The sequence below is a fragment of the Crocosphaera sp. XPORK-15E genome (assembly GCF_034931425.1).
In the GTDB taxonomy this organism is placed as follows: domain Bacteria; phylum Cyanobacteriota; class Cyanobacteriia; order Cyanobacteriales; family Microcystaceae; genus UHCC-0190.
Window position 1 is genome coordinate 153,940 of sequence record NZ_JAYGHQ010000004.1, and the last position, 15,796, is coordinate 169,735.

A 15,796-nucleotide genomic window follows, 5' to 3' on the forward strand; every position below is an offset into this window, starting at 1 on the left:
TCATAATTATTCTTAATTCAAACTGTCAAAATGTCTTCACCTATCGGTCATAGTTTAGCTGGAATAGGCGGTTTTTTCTTGATTCGTCATTCTCCTGATTTTTCTAAGTATTTTTCAACAAAAATATTATTGACTACAGGAATAATATTTGCTAATTTACCTGATATTGATTTTATTTTTGGCTATATATTTTTTCAGAATATAGGGGCATTACATCGTCAGTTTACTCATAGTTTTTTTCTGGGAATTATAATCAGTTTAATCGTGGGATATTGCTTAAAAGTAGAAAAAAGAACCCGCTATCTTTTGATTTTATGGCTGATGGGTCTTTATTTTAGTCATATTTTATTAGATATGTTAGCTTATGATCGATATCCTCCGGCCGGTGTTCAATGTTGGTTCCCCTTTAATTTCTCTTATTTTGCCTTTCCCATGACAATTTTAGGTGGGTTAAATGCTACTAATGGAATTTGGCATTTTAGTAATGTCCTAACAATTTTACAAGAAATAATTGTTATTCCTTTGCTGTTTTTCATTGCTTTAAGTTTTGGACAATTAGTTAAAAATACATTAAATTTCTATGGAAAAAATAAAAGTTGAACTTGCTAATTATCAAGACAACCTAGCATCAATTAAAATGATTCGTTCCTTAGTTTTTCAGGAAGAACAAGGGGTTGCTCCTCACTTAGAATTTGATGGTTATGATGATAATTGTGAGCATCTTTTAGCCTACTTAAATCATCAACCTGTGGGAACAACCAGAATTAGAAACTTGAATCAAACTACAGCAAAAATTGAACGTTTAGCCGTATTATCTGAAGCTAGAGGGCAAGGAATTGGCACAAAATTAATGAAAACTGCCCTAGAAATGATTGAAGCTAAAAACACTTACCAAGAAGTTGTTATTCATGCTCAATTTTATATACAATCCTTGTATGATAAACTGGGATTTGAACCAGTAGGCGATCGCTTTGAAGAAGCGGAAATTCTCCATATTAAAATGGTAAAACTTATGAAGAATAAGAAATAAAGAACAGTAAGCAATCACTGTTTACTGTTCAAGATGATTTGCTATTGCTTATAACCGATAACTTCACGGTTAGAACCAATTAAGTAAAAAGTTTGCATGGAATTATCACTAAACCCATAATCATGCTTATCGCAAACCCTTTCTGTCTCTCCATTATAGAAAGTATACCTATCTTGAATAACACATAATTTAATGGTTTCAATACCTTCTCCCAGTAAATAGGTACGTTCAACGGTTTGATCCCGATCAACTTCCACATAAGTGTACCAATTATCAGGATAGGTCATACATTCCCCTGGTTGAACAAACCACCATCCTTTTGTCACCCAAGCCTCATCCTTATTGACATAAGCCCCAGAAACCCGAACAATTTCATTGCGATAATTACAAAGTTCTGCCCCTTGGGCCATTTTGGGGGAAAAAGCCAACTCTCCCACCCCGGCAGCCACTGTTACCAACGAAAACAATAATAGAGAATTCTTCATCAAATTTCCTCCTCAACACTAACACTATGATGAGCCTTTCTTTAAGCAAATTTTAGCAAGAAAAAACTCAAAATTTCCCCTTCTTTACTTTTTATTATGTTTAAAATAGGCTTCCATGACCTGACGAACCATGGGGCCGGCAACAGAACCCCCACCACCACCAGTATGTTCTCCAAAAGCCACCACCACAATTTCCGGGTTATCAAAGGGGGCATACCCACCAAACCAAGTGTGAGTCTCTCCAGGAGGGGCCTCAGCCGTGCCACTTTTGCCAGCTACGGGGGGTAAGTCAGGAGAATTAAGGGCCTTTCCCGTTCCCTCAGCTACCACCGCCCTCAGTCCTTGTCGTAGGGTTTGTAGAGTGGTAGGCTTAAGATTCATCGACGTGCGCCATTTGTCAAGGTTTTTCGGGTCTTCAAAGAAATGGGGTTTCACCCGATAGCCCCCATTAGCAGGAACAGCAAACATCACCGCCACTTGTAGGGGGCTTGCCTGAGTAAACCCTTGACCAATGGACATATTCACCGTATCGCCGTCAGTCCATTCCCAATTGTAATTTTTACGCTTCCAGGCATCATCAGCAATTAAACCTGGGGACTCCTCATCTAACTCAATGCCTGTGGTTGACCCAAACCCATAAAGACGGGCATATTTAATTAAGGTTGGGCCACCCACTCCCCGGCCAATTTGGCCATGAAAGGTATTACTACTCCAGGCCATAGCCCGCACATAACCCATAGGGCCGAACCCGGCCCGGTTCCATTCTCCAAAGGCAGTCCCCCCCACATTCAAATAGGCGAAGGTGCTTAAGATAGTATTAGGGGGATATTTGCCCGACTCCATGCCAGCAGTAGCCGTTACAACCTTAAAGGTAGAAGCGGGAGGAAAACCCCGTAAGGCACGGTTAACGAAGGGGTTGCCTTTGCTTTGTAATTTTTGCCAGATTTTGGGGGTAATTTGGGTTGAGAAAACATTGGGGTCGAAGGAGGGGTTACTCACCATGGCTAAAACTCCCCCTGTTTTGGGGTTGATGGCAACAATAGCCCCAATTTTGTCCCCTAGGGCCGCTTCAGCAGCTTTTTGGGCATCTAAGTCTAGGGTGAGGGTGACATCTTTGCCGGGTTGACCGATTTTTTGGCCTAATACTTTCATGACTTTTCCGGCCCCATCAACTTCGAGTTGAATACCTCCCCATTCTCCTCTTAATTGCTGTTCATAGGCCGCTTCTACGCCCATTTTGCCGACAATATCCCCTAAACGATAACCTTCAGCACTGCGTTTTTTCAACTGTTCGACGTTGAGTTCTCCTGTATAGCCTAAGACATGGGCCCCCATCGCTTTGTTAGGATAGTCTCTGACGGTTTCAATATCGACTTCTAAGCCGTTTAATTCGGTTTTAAATTCTTCTAGGGCCGTAATTTGGGCCGGGTTTAAACTGCGGGCAATTCTAATTAGGGTTGAGGCGTTATATCCTGCTTGTTTGATTTTACTTTCAATACTATCTTCGGGTATAGAAAGGAGTTGGGAGAGATATTTGCGGTTTTGGGGCCAGTCGGGTTGGTTGACGACGACGGGCCAAAGATAGGCGGCATGGGTGAGACGGGTTGAAGCTAAAACCCGCCCTTTGCGGTCAAAAATGTTGCCTCGGACGGGGGGTTTCGGGACGATACGAATACGGTTATTTTCGGCTTTTTCTCGATAGGTTTGTCCTTGTAGGATTTGTAAGAAGGCGAGACGGGCCCCAATAGCTCCTAAGAGGATGAAACTAACCAATAACATGATAAATATGGGTTGACGTTTCTGCCCGATGGTGCGATTTGTTTTTTGTTGTCGGGTGTCGTAAGACCCATAACTATCGGTGTTGATAGAAGTTTGCCATTTAGACTGAGAACGTTGGTTTAGCCGCATATCGTCTGTTAAATGAGAATCAGGTTACTAGGATAGCTTTTTTGTGACTGTCTTCGCTATTTATCAATGGACAATTGACAATTGACAATTGACAATTGGTTAATTTGGTTTAAAACCTCCTCTTTTAAGGGGAGAAATTAAAAAAATTTTCCTTATTTTCAATCCTCTACCTTTTAGGTAGAGGTAATTGTCAATTGTCCATTGTTCATTGTCAATTGTTGAACAAATATTTCAATGATTTATATTGCTTCACATAACTTAACCTCGATCCCATTTTTCCTAAATTTGCCTAAATTCCCCCCAAAATGAACTTTTGGTTATTTTTAGAATTTGCTATACTAGTGTTAGTTGGTCGGCCTATGTCTAAAAAAAACTGTAACTGACCTCAAACCCTATATCTTTCGTGATTTTTGCCTCTCCTTTCCTTCTTCCTTTCCCAAGATTTTGACAATTAATCCCCGAATTTAAGTTAATACATAAATACTGATGTAAAGTTATTTTAAGCTGAGCTTGACAAATAAGGTAGGAGTAGATAACTGTTTCTTCAATACTGCTCGGTTAACGATATTTACACATTGGAGATCCCCCTTAGTCCCCCTTAAAAAGGGGGAAATAGAGCCATTCTTAGCCCCCCTTTTTAAGAGGGGTTGGGGGTATCAAAACTTTAACCGAACAGTATTGCCTGTTTCTTAGGTTGACTGAAATATGAGGAAAATTTTCGCAGTTGTTGTTGACGAATGACTTGCTAAAACGCATTTTAAATGCGTTTTAGCTTATTGGGTGTTGCCGTCCTCACCTAAACCGTTGATATTTGGTTATTTATCTTTTAGCCAGCTAAACATTGCCCGTAAATCTTTCCCAACTTCTTCGATGGAATGTTCTGCTTCTTGACGACGCATGGCTGTAAATCCCGGTTTACCCGCTTGATTTTCTAAGACAAATTCCCGTGCAAATTGTCCGGTTTGAATCTCTTTAAGAATTTTTTTCATTTCAGCGCGGGTTTCATCCGTAACAATGCGCGGCCCCCTGGTTAAATCGCCATATTCGGCTGTATTGGAGATACTATCACGCATTTTAGCCAGTCCTCCTTCCACAATCAAATCCACAATTAATTTGACTTCATGGAGACATTCAAAATAGGCTAATTCCGGTTGATAACCTGCGGCCACTAGGGTTTCAAACCCTGATTTAATTAAGGCAGACAAACCGCCACAAAGAACCACCTGTTCCCCAAATAAGTCGGTTTCTGTCTCCTCTCTGAAGGTAGTTTCTAGGATACCTGCACGGGTTCCACCGATTCCTTTAGCATAAGACATAGCGCGATCGCGGGCTTTTCCTGTAGCATCTTGATAAACGGCAAATAAACAGGGAACTCCTTCCCCTTGTTCGTAGGTACGTCGCACTAAATGGCCGGGCCCTTTAGGCGCAACCATAATGACATCAACGGTTTCAGGGGGGACAATTTGCCCAAAATGAATATTAAATCCGTGGGCAAATAATAAAACCTTACCATCTCTTAAGTTAGGTTCAATTTCCTCTTTATAAATGGTTTTTTGGACTTCATCAGGCAGTAAAATCATGATCCAGTCAGCAGCACTGGCCGCTTCTGAGACGCTGAGAACTTTTAAGCCAGCATCTTCGGCTTTTTTAGCTGATTTACTGCCTGGATACAGCCCCACAACGACTTTAATGCCGCTATCTTTCAAATTCAGGGCGTGGGCGTGACCTTGGGAACCATAACCAATGATCGCAACGGTTTTATCGGCTAAAAGGTCAAGGTTGGCATCTGCGTCGTAATACATCCGAGCCATGAGGCTGTCTCCTAATTCTTATGCAAACTCTCTATTATATAATCTTATAGGGCTAATGGAGTCCCAAAGTAAAGGCAGTTGAAAGAGGTTTTGAGAAAATATCAATAATAATTCCGAGTAAAATAATGATAGCAATTCCTTGGATAATATCTAATTTTTGATTAAGCTCTTTAAGTTCTGTTTTGAGGTCACTTTCTCTGTCTGTAACGGGTTTCGCTAATTGGGTTTTTAAGTCATTAATATCTTTAATAATTTGAGAGCTATTCTGATCTTTTTGAGCTAAACTCGTCTCAATACAATTTAGTTTTTCTTGAATGGTTTCTGCTCTCATTTCCAGGCGATCAATTTTAATTTCTAGAACACCGATAACCTTATTTTGAATCAGGAAATTTCGCTTATTATTATCCATAACATTTAGGAGGTTTTGATGAGGAAAAATTAAGAGTTAAGAAGGGTTGAATTTTGTGGTAAAGCAACCCAACTGATTTACTTAACCGAAGAATTAGACCAAAATTTGCAGATGCTGAATTAATTGGGACCCTTGCATGGCTCCTTCAATCCGTTTCACAGGTTGACCTTTCTTAAATAATACCAAAGTTGGTAAGGTTTGAATTCCGTATTTAGAGGCAATTCCTGGGTATCTATCCGTATCAATTTTGATGACTTGTAAGCGGTTTCTCATCTGGGTTCCTACTTGTTCTAAAATAGGGGACATCATCTGACAAGGGCCGCACCAGGTAGCATAGAAATCGACTAAAACGGGGAGAGTCGATGTCATCAGAAGTTCTTCAAAACTAGAAAATTGTTTTTTGACTGCCATAATTTTTGGATAATTAGAACAATGGTAGGTTCCAAAGTCTTATGCTTTGTTTTTTTGAGGTTTATGAGGGTTTTTTAGGAGATTCAGCAGTTTTATTGCGTTTTGCTTTTGATCTCTTTGTAACCTTGAGAGTGACATAGTTCAAAACAGCGCAAATCAGTCAAGGTTTTGTTAGGATCGAGTCCTGGAGAAGCGATCGCAATTTTCGACTCATTTAGATCTAATTATAGCGAAGTTTAATGATTCAATAATTGCAGTTATTTTTGAGCCACCATAAAATTAGCAAAATCATTACCAACTTTGAACACAGAAGAATGTTCAATGATGACACGACTTGCGGTTTGCTCCGTTCGTATCGGGGTCACAGAAGATTGACCAAATTGCAATGATATGTATAGCAAGCACGTAACTGTGCAAGCTAAAAATAAACGTTCCAACATCTCACACCACCTAAAAATAAGTCTTATCTTTTATGAAGATACTAGAATTAGTGGCCTAACGTCAAGGTCGAAAGATAGACAATTAGTTCAACAATGGATAATGGATAATTGATAATTGATAATTAATAAAATTTTCTGCCCATTCCTAGTTTAAGCTAAAGTGTTATGTAGGGCTGTTCCCCCTACAGGGCCATCTGTCCCGACAAATACTTGCTTATTTAATGATAATTTGATGATTACTGTTCAAGAAGCTGACACCATTATTCTCAATTTAGTTACACCTTTAACTGATACAGAAACGGTAATATTAGCCGAAGCTACTGGAAGAATTTTAGCCCAATCTGTAACCAGTCAATTAGATTTTCCTTACTGGGATAATTCTGCTATGGATGGTTATGCAGTCAGGTTTGAAGATGTGGTAAATTGTACCGCAGAAACCCCTATTATTCTTGATATTATTGAAGATATTCCAGCCGGAGTTAAACCACAAAAAACAGTTAATTCTGGTCAAGCTTGTCGAATTTTTACTGGGGCAATGTTACCTGATGGTGCTGATACCATTGTTATGCAGGAAAATACCCAGAAAAAAGAAGATAAAGTTATCATTTTATCTCCCCCAAAATCCTCCCAAGAATTTGTTAAAAAACGGGGAACATTTTATCAAGCAGGGAATACTTTATTGTCCCCAGGAATTATAATTAATGCTCCAGAAATTGCTGTTTTAGCAACGGCGCAATGTCCAATAATTACAGTTTATCGTCGTCCCCTTGTCGCTATTTTATCAACAGGAGATGAATTAATTACCCCGTCTCAAACCTTAAAACCTGGGCAAATTGTTGATTCAAATCAGTATGCTTTAACTGCATTTATTCTTAAAAATGGGGGTATTCCGATTCCATTAGGAATTATACCTGATCAACCTCAACTGATACGAGAAAAGATATTAGAAGGAATTAATTGTGCTGATTTTGTTCTTTCTACTGGAGGCGTTTCTGTGGGAGATTATGATTATATTGAACAGATTTTAACTGAGTTAGGGGCAAAAATTCACATTGATAGTGTGGCAATGAAACCAGGAAAACCTTTAACAGTGGCTAAGTTTAATCAGGGATGTGTTTATTTTGGTCTTCCTGGAAATCCTGTCTCTGCTTTAGTCAGTTGTTGGCGATTTGTACAACCTGCTTTACAAAAATTATCGGGAATTAAAGATGACTGGAAACCGAAATTTATTAAGGCAAAATCCATTCAATCTTTATCTTCTAATGGTCAAAGAGAAACCTATATTTGGGGACAATTAAAATTAGTTGATGGCGAGTATATATTTCAATTAGCAAAAGGACAGCAAAATTCAGCTAATTTAATTAATTTGGCTTTAACTAATGGGTTAGCTATTCTCCCTATAGAAACGACAAATATTAACCCAGAAGAAACAGTAACAGTAATGTCTATTTAAGTCAAGAATAAGAGTCAAAAGGGAGAAAATTTACATTACTCCCTAAGCATTTATTCTGAATTAAACTCGCGTTGCACGATTCAAAGTTTGTTCAACATCACGAACTTTTTTGCCTCGCCATAGAAAACGAATTGGAGTCCCAGGAAAGCCAATTTGTTGACGAAATTGACCCTCAATATAGCGTCGATAATTATCATTAAAACGCTTAGGATCATTAACAAATAAAGCAATGGTTGGGGGTTGACTAGAAACCTGAGTTCCATAATAAATTTTGCCCTGTTTTCCCTGTCTTGTGGTGGGGGGAGAATGCCATTTAGCAGCTTCTTGTAACACTTCATTAATTACAGAAGTTGTCACACGACGACGATGTTCTTCAACCGCAGTATCAACACAATTGAAAATTTTCTCAACCCGTTGTCCTGTCATCGCACTTACAAAAATCATCTCGGCCCATTCCATAAAATAAAGACGAGATAAAACAGTTTTTTGGTAATCATAAATGGTGTAAGAATCTTTATCTACCGCATCCCATTTATTGACAACAATAATTGCCGCCCTTCCCTCATCAATAACCCTATCAGCTAATTTAAGATCTTGCTCCGTTACTCCATCAATAGCATCAATCACTAATAACACCACATCCGACCGACGAATGGCTTTAAATGCCCGATTAATACCGAAAAATTCTGCCCCATATTCCACATTTTTCTTGCGTCTAATTCCGGCAGTATCAATCAAACGATAGGTTTTTCCCGCCCGTTCAACCACTGTATCAATGGCATCTCTAGTTGTCCCAGAAATAGGACTAACAATGGCTCTATTTTCTCCTAAAAAGGCATTCAAAAGACTCGATTTCCCCACATTAGGACGACCAATAATGGCCACATTAACCTCCTCATGATCTGGGAGTTCTTCAGGGGAGGGTAAATGGGTAATTAATTGATCTAAAAGTTCCCCTGTTCCACCACCATGAATGCCGGAAACTGCATAAGGTTCCCCTAACCCTAATTCCCAAAATTGTGCCGCTTGGATTAATCCTTGTTCGGGAGATTCACATTTATTTACTGCTAATAATACAGGAACTTTTTGCTGCCGTAACCAGTCTGTAATTTCGTAATCTCCCGCAGTGGGGCCAGTCTGTCCGTCTACAACAAAAATAGCGGCACTAGCTTCATTTAATGCGGCCATGGCCTGTTCCCGAATCAGGGGGAGAAACTCTGTATCATCATCAAAGACTAATCCCCCTGTGTCTACTACTTGGAAGTCTCGATCGCCCCAAAATGCCGGACGATAAGTGCGATCGCGGGTGATTCCTGGTTCATCATGGACGATCGCCTGTTGGTCTTTAGCTAAACGGTTAACCAAAGTCGATTTACCGACGTTGGGCCGCCCAATAATGGCAACAATAGGTAATGGCATAAGATTTAACTCTATATAAGTTTGAAGAGAGATAATTTTGCTTGATCTTCTATGATAACGATTTTTTTTGATAATGGTTTCATTGATCCCTGACCTGGAAGTGATCCCGAAATATTTGTTAAGTTTTATGATTTATTCGGTTTTCTGTAACATTTGCTACAGAATTTCATGTTATATATAGTAATAAGGGTAAAACAAACCAGATAAAAAACCACCATAAGCAATCGGAGACTCAGATTATGTCTACTCAACAACAAGCAAGAGCTTTAATGATGCGTCACCATCAGATGATTAAAAATCGTCAGCAGTCGATGTTAGAACGTGCTGCGTCTGAAATTGGTGTGGATGTGGAAAAAGATTATTGGACAACTATTCAAGGAAAACCTCAGTCAAGTTTTCGGACTTCCTATGATCGCTCTGGTGCTACCATGAGTTAGTATTAGTTGTTACCTAAAACTAGGTTTTTGAGTTGTCAATTTTACTAAAATCAAATACATTGCAGTACCAACTATTATAGGGTGTTCTTCATCGGAAGGACACCTTATTTTGAAGTCAGTGGTTCGACAAGCGGTTGGTGTGTGTTTAGGTTAAACTATAATGGTGTTAAAACTAAAGGTTTTGTCATGAAAAAAGTTAATGTTACTCAAGTTCAAGACTCTTTTGATAATTTTATAAACTGTATTGATCAAGAGCAAATTGTTATTGAAAAAGAAGGAAAAGCAATAGCAACTCTGATTAATTATGAAGAATGGAAACGATTAAAACAGTTAGAAATAGAACTGATGAATGAAGTGGAGGAAAACTTTTACACAGTAGAAGAAGTCATCGCTGAATACAATCAAATTCACGGAACAGAATTTACAGAAGAAAACTTGAGAAATGACTGAATCTAAACAATATAATCTTAAGATTAAGAAATCAGTCCGTAAGCAACTTCTAAAGCTACAGCCTAAGTTCTTTAAACAGGTAATGTCTAAAATTCTTTCATTGACAGATAATCCTAGACCACAAGATTATAAAGCTTTACAGGGATATCCAGATTATTATCGAGTCGATCAAGGAGAATTTAGAATTGTTTATGAAATTGGAGAGGAAGAAATCAAAATTGTTCGGGTTGGTAAGCGTAATGATGATGAAGTTTATCAGAATTTGCAATAAACCAAATTTAAAAAATGTGACAAGACTTTCCCACCTTTCTGACTAACATATTAATTAAGAGAGTAAGAAAAGATAATGTTGGGTTTCGTTTCCTCAACCTAACCTACAAGATCAGCGGTGCGGCAGCACTCGCTCCCGCGAGATCGCACTAAGAATACTGAGATCTTGCACCATGATTAAAAAATCACAAAACCCCGATTTTTCAAGACAGTAAACCCTATTAACTTCGTTACTATTTGGTAAAAAATCGGGGTTTTCAAGCTAGGTGCAAGATCTCAGAATAAGTAAGATTAGGGTTTTCCTAAAAAGTGAAAGAAATCGTAATTCATAATTTTAAAACTTCCCATTTCCCTGAACTACCTGTTTAAGTGTTGTAAAAGTCTCCAAAGAAATCAACCCCCGATGATGACCTTTTTGATTAGAAACCCCTAAAAATAAAGACTCACCATGCTTGGGATAACGATCAAAACGGGGGGAAGTATTAATATAAACTAAAGCACTATCAACCTCATTCGCAAAGTGACGACTTTCTAGATAAGAATCTGTCACCAAACAATCAGCATGACCACTACTATATTGATTCATCCAAGTAATTCCCTCAGATAAATCATTCACCACCTTAAAGGCAATAATTCTATCTAAATAAGGGGTACTCCATTCCGAAGATTTAGCGGGAATTAAATAATCAGGAAACTCTGCTGATAACTCCGTATCTCCCCGTAATTGAAAGCCCTTTTCTCGTAAAACATTAAACAATCTCACTAAAATTGAGGGGTTTTGTGAGGGACTAATTAACACTTTTTCAATGGCATTTACGGGATCAGGTTCACTAGCATGACTATCTAAGATTACCCAGCGAACCATATCTAAATCAACCGTCGGCGACCAATATAAATAACAATTGCCCATGGCCGACTTTAACACCGGGGCCGTGGCCGACTGCGTAACCTGATCTACCAAACTCGGACGGCCATAGGGAATAACTAAACTCAAATATTGATGCTGTGTCACTAAATCTTGAATTGAAGACCCCTGTTCTCCCGAAAGTACCTCTAAGCACCCTAGAGGCAGTTTAGCCTCTTTAAGAGCCTCTTGCAGAATCTCAGCAATCACCTGATTAGAATGGGTTGATGAACCACATCCCCTTAAAATTAAACTGTTACCCGTTTTTAAAGAAAATCCGGCGGTTATCGCTCCTAATTCGGGAAAGGTTTCATATACTAAAGCAATCACTCCCAAGGGCATCAATTGGCAATAAGTTCCTGCCGTATTGATCCGATAGGGAGTATTAAACACCTGTTGAATGGGATCGGGGAGATCCGCTAAATAGTCTAGAATCTTCACCGCATTACTTAACCGTTCTGGGGTTAATTTTAGCCACTCAATCAGGATCTCTGGTACTGCCATTTCTCGACTCATTTCTAAGTCTAGGGTATTGGCTTCGAGAATGGCATCAAACCCCTGATTTAGACCCTTGGCCATGGCTTTAATGCCTCGGCTGCGATCGTGAGTGTCAGTGGTTTCCAGTGCCAGATAAGCATTGTAAGCCCGTTGAACGGATGTTAGTAGCAAGTTGGGAGAGCTTTCTAGGGTCATAGAGTTTATCTTAACGCCGATAGGCTAACCAGAAAATGATGGCTAGGGAGAGGACTAATAAGCCCACCAAGGCAATTCCGATTATGATACTCGGCCCCAAGGATGATTGCAATGCCAAGAGTAACCATCCAATTAGCAAAATTATCATCATCCCTGTCATGATGGGTAAGTAGCCATCTCTTAAGCCAGGACGGACAACTAACCAACGATAGCCTGTCCAACGCCAAATCCGCTTATAAGGGTAACTCGATGATAGCTGCTCGATCGTTTGACCATTTTCTTCGACGACAAAGATTTGTTGACAGCGATCGCAGCCAAAGGCTTCTGTTAATACAATGGGCAAGAGATGGCCTCGTCGCCGACAAGGGCAGGGATACTCTTGGTTCAAGTCGATTTTTACAGGCTTCTGAGGTCGCACAAGTGTCAGTTCAGTGGCTCCTAAAATTAGCTCTATACAGTATAGTGTGTCTGCTCTTAATTGGATTACCTGTTAACTCAAGCTAAAATTAAGATTTCACTTAGGGACTATGGAAAGTTTGTTAAGCGGGTAACGCGATTCGAACGCGCGACATTCACCTTGGCAAGGTGACGCTCTACCACTGAGCTATACCCGCATCTTTTCTGACCGTCTCTAATTGTTTCACAAGTTCAGGGAAATGTCAAGTAAAATTTTAAAGATTGCCGGAACGTCTTTGATCTAGCCATTGTTGTAGGATAATGGTGGCGGCGCGGCGATCAACCAGTCCCTTATTGTATCGAGAATATTGTTTTTGAGCTTTTAACTGGGTTTCTGCTTCAACGGAGGTTAAGCGTTCATCTATGTATTCTATGGGCAATTCTAGGGCTTTAGAGATTCGTTGAGCAAATTTTTGCACTTGTTTGGCTTGAAATCCGATGCTACCATCCATAGAATAGGGTAGACCAATCACTAAAAGCTGTGCATCTCGTTCTTGAATCAATGCTTTTAATTGTTCTATATCGTGAGCAAATGATTGGCGTTCGATAGTGGTTAACCCTGTAGCAATTAACCCTGTCCCATCACATCCTGCCACACCAATACGTTTTTTGCCAACATCTAATCCTAGGGCAGAAATTCGCTCCATTTTTTGTTTGAAATTTAGTCTATTTTTTCTAGATTATTGTAATCATTTTATCATAAGTTAGAGATTGTCAGGTTGTGAATTGTTCTAATTTAACGCCATTCTCCTTGAAGGGTAAAGGCTGCCCAATAATAGGGATCTTTCCAGTTGGTTTCTGTTTGCATCTCTAATTGTGTTTCTCTTAATGCTTGTGCGGGGGGTAAGTTTTTCTCTAAGATTAACTTATAAAATCTGGTCATAAATTCGGCTGTTGCGTCGTCCTTAACTTGCCATAAACTTACTAATAAACGAGGGGAACCTGCATACATAAAACCTCTGGTTAAACCGACTAAACCCTCGCCTTTTATTTGTTTGCCTAATCCGGTTTCGCAAGCACTAATTACTACTAAATCGGCTGTAAAATTGAGGTTAAATATTTCATTAAGTCGCATAAAGCCATTGACATTATTACCACTTTTATCGACTAAAGAAAATACCACACCTGATAATTATGGAGATTCAGTATTGAGGATTCCATGAGTCGCAAAATGAACGATTTTATATTGACTTAGTTGAGGATTAGTCGCTGCATTAAGATTAGCATCAAAGTCAAAATAAGATGTTTTTTGTGTAGTTTCAGAAACAAGTTTTAGGATAGTTTCTGCTTCTTTACGAGTTCCAGGGAGAGGTTTAAATTTGCCATCTTCTAAGCTTCTAAGGGAACGATTAAGGGCAAGTAATCCTAAATCTGAGGATTCTTGAGAAACATTAGTTTTGCGGTTTGTTAATCTTTCATCGTCTTTACTAAAAACAGGATTAGCAACAATCGCAACGGTTTTAGTGGCTGATTTTCTGGTTTGAATTTCATTACGAATCGTGGCTAAACTGGAACTAGAAGGTAGGTTAACAATTTCATATTGATTAATCAGAGGTTGTTGATCACCTGCCAAAGAAAGAGCAGAAAATGGGACATATTGCAAGACTCCATCAGCGACAATTAAAAGGCGTTTTTTTGTTAATTTATCTTTAGCAGGAGCAAGAATCATTTTACTTAATAAAGGTTCTGCTATAGCAAAAGCCTCTTGATTTCCTGTCGCGTTCTTGATCTTGTTAAGTAGATTTATGGCGCGTTTTTCTATTTCTGCTTGTGGGGGAAGTTCATAACTTGTCATTCCTTCTTTAGTTACTACCCAAAGATAACTTTTTTCATCCCCTAAAGAATATTGCAATAAAACGGTATCATTATCTAAAATTTGCTGTTGAACTTGTTCTAAGGTGAGGGGTTGGGGATATTTTAAAGCAGCATATTTAGGACTTTTAGCGCGAATCTCATTTTGTAAGTCTTGATATTTTCCTAAGAGGGTTTTATGTTGTTGATCAATGGCTGTTTTTTGTGCATCGGTACTTTTAGGATTATTCAAGATGTCTAAGCGTTGTTTTTCGATAGCATCAAGTTGACCTAATAAGCTTTTTTCCTGTGCTAATAGTTGGGGATCTATCCCTTCTTTAATATTAGCTTGTGCCTCAGTGAGTAATTCTAATAAAGTTCGACCACGGGAACGTTCACTAATATTAAAAGCCTGTTTATCGTAGCCTTGGGAGGGGTTTTGTTGATGGAGATCCATCAATAATTTAATGTAGAATTCATAATAAAACTGTACAGTAGCAAAGTAGGTTTGACGGAGTTCGGGACTAATAACTTTAGTGCGTAAATCTTCGAGAATAGCAATAGAAGCTTGCATGGGAGTTAAGGCAGCTTGTAAATTGCCTCTATTGGCTTCTAAATAGGCGGTATTATAGAGAGTAGTGGCTTCGACCCTGCGATCGCCTACTGCTTTCGATAAGGGTAAAGCTTGGCTGTAGTATTCCAAAGCCTTCTGTTTTTCTCCTAAATCGTCATAGACACCACCAATATTATTGAGGGTAGTGGCTTCGACCCTGCGATCGCCTACTGCTTTCCTTAAGGGTAAAGCTTGGCTGTAGTATTCCAAAGCCTTCTGTTTTTCTCCTAATGCGTCATAGACAATACCAATATTATTGAGGGTAGCGGCTTCGACCCTGCGATCGCCTACTGCTTTCGATAAGGGTAAAGCTTGGCTGTAGTATTCCAAAGCCTTCTGTTTTTCTCCTAAATCGTCATAGACACGACCGATCAAAAGTAAAGTAAAAGCCTCATTAACTTTATCCCCTACCTTACGCCATAAAGGTAAGGCTGCTTCCCATTTAATTATTGCCTGTTGTAGTGATTCGGCTGTACCTTGATTAAATAATTGCATCCCCTCATCAAAAAGTTGTTGTGCTTGGGTTTGGGGGTTCGTTTGGGTTTGCGCTTGTGCTTCTAAGGAGAATGAGGCGAAAGTCGTGGGAGAGATGGGGACTATTCCAGTGCCTAGACAAGTGGTGAGGAAAAACAAGACAATGGGAGATGATTTAGCCATTTTTGGTTTGAGCAAATACTTCATAATTAATCATTGTTTTAGGTAACATTAGGTGAATACAAATTAAGATAAGTATTTTCACAAATAATAGACTTTAACTCTAAAGAGTTAAGCTATACAAACAAAGGTTGCCTACGCAACCTAGAATTTAGTCCGCGA

General features: G+C 39.1%; 15 protein-coding genes, 1 tRNA gene and 2 pseudogenes. 6 read left to right on the forward strand and 12 right to left on the reverse strand.

The window, feature by feature from the left end; translation table 11 throughout:
* Positions 1 to 30: 30 nt before the first annotated feature.
* Both VB691_RS04835 and VB691_RS04840 read left to right on the forward strand, forming a co-directional pair.
* A complete protein-coding gene (locus VB691_RS04835; RefSeq protein ID WP_323290336.1) occupies positions 31 to 600 on the forward strand; it encodes a metal-dependent hydrolase in 570 nt (189 codons plus the stop codon).
* The gene (locus VB691_RS04840) at positions 581 to 1,030 is read left to right on the forward strand and encodes a GNAT family N-acetyltransferase (protein WP_323290337.1); all 450 of its coding nucleotides are present in this window, start codon (positions 581 to 583) and stop codon (positions 1,028 to 1,030) included. The genes VB691_RS04835 and VB691_RS04840 overlap by 20 nt, the downstream gene beginning before the upstream one ends.
* A gap of 41 nt (positions 1,031 to 1,071) precedes the next feature.
* On the opposite strand, the gene VB691_RS04845 is transcribed toward VB691_RS04840, so the two are convergent.
* The 6 genes and pseudogenes from VB691_RS04845 to VB691_RS25800 form a co-directional block, all read right to left on the reverse strand.
* Positions 1,072 to 1,515: a DUF1036 domain-containing protein gene (locus VB691_RS04845; RefSeq protein ID WP_323290338.1), complete on the reverse strand. Its 444-nt coding sequence runs from the start codon at positions 1,513 to 1,515 to the stop codon at positions 1,072 to 1,074.
* An 84-nt stretch (positions 1,516 to 1,599) separates the two neighbouring features.
* Positions 1,600 to 3,423, reverse strand: coding sequence for a penicillin-binding protein 2 (mrdA, locus tag VB691_RS04850; protein WP_323290339.1), 1,824 nt, complete (start codon positions 3,421 to 3,423; stop codon positions 1,600 to 1,602).
* An 815-nt stretch (positions 3,424 to 4,238) separates the two neighbouring features.
* Positions 4,239 to 5,234, reverse strand: coding sequence for a ketol-acid reductoisomerase (gene ilvC, locus VB691_RS04855; RefSeq protein WP_323290340.1), 996 nt, complete (start codon positions 5,232 to 5,234; stop codon positions 4,239 to 4,241).
* A gap of 52 nt (positions 5,235 to 5,286) precedes the next feature.
* A complete protein-coding gene (locus VB691_RS04860; RefSeq protein WP_323290341.1) occupies positions 5,287 to 5,643 on the reverse strand; it encodes a hypothetical protein in 357 nt (118 codons plus the stop codon).
* A 93-nt stretch (positions 5,644 to 5,736) separates the two neighbouring features.
* A complete protein-coding gene (gene trxA, locus VB691_RS04865) occupies positions 5,737 to 6,054 on the reverse strand; it encodes a thioredoxin (protein ID WP_323290342.1) in 318 nt (105 codons plus the stop codon).
* A 92-nt stretch (positions 6,055 to 6,146) separates the two neighbouring features.
* Positions 6,147 to 6,266 (reverse strand): annotated as a pseudogene (locus tag VB691_RS25800) (hypothetical protein); the annotation flags it as partial.
* Between the two features lie 460 nt (positions 6,267 to 6,726).
* Here VB691_RS25800 and glp point away from each other — a divergent pair.
* Entirely contained in the window at positions 6,727 to 7,947 is a 1,221-nt protein-coding gene (gene glp, locus VB691_RS04870) for a gephyrin-like molybdotransferase Glp (RefSeq protein ID WP_323290343.1), read from the forward strand.
* A 60-nt stretch (positions 7,948 to 8,007) separates the two neighbouring features.
* Here the strand turns inward: glp and der are convergent, their stop codons facing one another.
* The gene (der, locus tag VB691_RS04875; RefSeq protein ID WP_323290344.1) at positions 8,008 to 9,366 is read right to left on the reverse strand and encodes a ribosome biogenesis GTPase Der; all 1,359 of its coding nucleotides are present in this window, start codon (positions 9,364 to 9,366) and stop codon (positions 8,008 to 8,010) included.
* Between the two features lie 239 nt (positions 9,367 to 9,605).
* On the opposite strand from der, the gene VB691_RS04880 reads away from it, so the two are divergent.
* From VB691_RS04880 to VB691_RS04890, 3 genes are all read left to right on the forward strand, one after another.
* Positions 9,606 to 9,803 (forward strand): hypothetical protein, encoded by a 198-nt coding sequence (locus tag VB691_RS04880; protein ID WP_323290345.1) that lies wholly within the window; start codon positions 9,606 to 9,608, stop codon positions 9,801 to 9,803.
* 186 nt (positions 9,804 to 9,989) lie between these two features.
* Positions 9,990 to 10,253 carry a hypothetical protein gene (locus VB691_RS04885; protein WP_323290346.1) on the forward strand — a complete coding sequence of 88 codons (264 nt, stop codon included), beginning with the start codon at positions 9,990 to 9,992 and terminating at the stop codon, positions 10,251 to 10,253.
* A complete protein-coding gene (locus VB691_RS04890) occupies positions 10,246 to 10,524 on the forward strand; it encodes a type II toxin-antitoxin system RelE/ParE family toxin (protein WP_323290347.1) in 279 nt (92 codons plus the stop codon). Before VB691_RS04885 ends, VB691_RS04890 begins: the two co-directional genes overlap by 8 nt.
* 333 nt (positions 10,525 to 10,857) lie before the next feature.
* Here VB691_RS04890 and VB691_RS04895 read toward each other — a convergent pair whose 3' ends face one another.
* From VB691_RS04895 to VB691_RS04915, 5 genes and pseudogenes are all read right to left on the reverse strand, one after another.
* Positions 10,858 to 12,120: a glutamate-5-semialdehyde dehydrogenase gene (locus VB691_RS04895; protein WP_323290348.1), complete on the reverse strand. Its 1,263-nt coding sequence runs from the start codon at positions 12,118 to 12,120 to the stop codon at positions 10,858 to 10,860.
* 10 nt (positions 12,121 to 12,130) lie between these two features.
* Positions 12,131 to 12,538, reverse strand: coding sequence for a hypothetical protein (locus tag VB691_RS04900; RefSeq protein WP_323290349.1), 408 nt, complete (start codon positions 12,536 to 12,538; stop codon positions 12,131 to 12,133).
* Positions 12,539 to 12,662: 124 nt separating this feature from the next.
* Positions 12,663 to 12,734 (reverse strand) — tRNA-Gly (locus VB691_RS04905).
* A gap of 57 nt (positions 12,735 to 12,791) precedes the next feature.
* A complete protein-coding gene (ruvX, locus tag VB691_RS04910; protein WP_323290350.1) occupies positions 12,792 to 13,223 on the reverse strand; it encodes a Holliday junction resolvase RuvX in 432 nt (143 codons plus the stop codon).
* Between the two features lie 89 nt (positions 13,224 to 13,312).
* Positions 13,313 to 15,661: pseudogene (locus VB691_RS04915) on the reverse strand (CHAT domain-containing protein).
* Positions 15,662 to 15,796 lie beyond the last annotated feature (135 nt).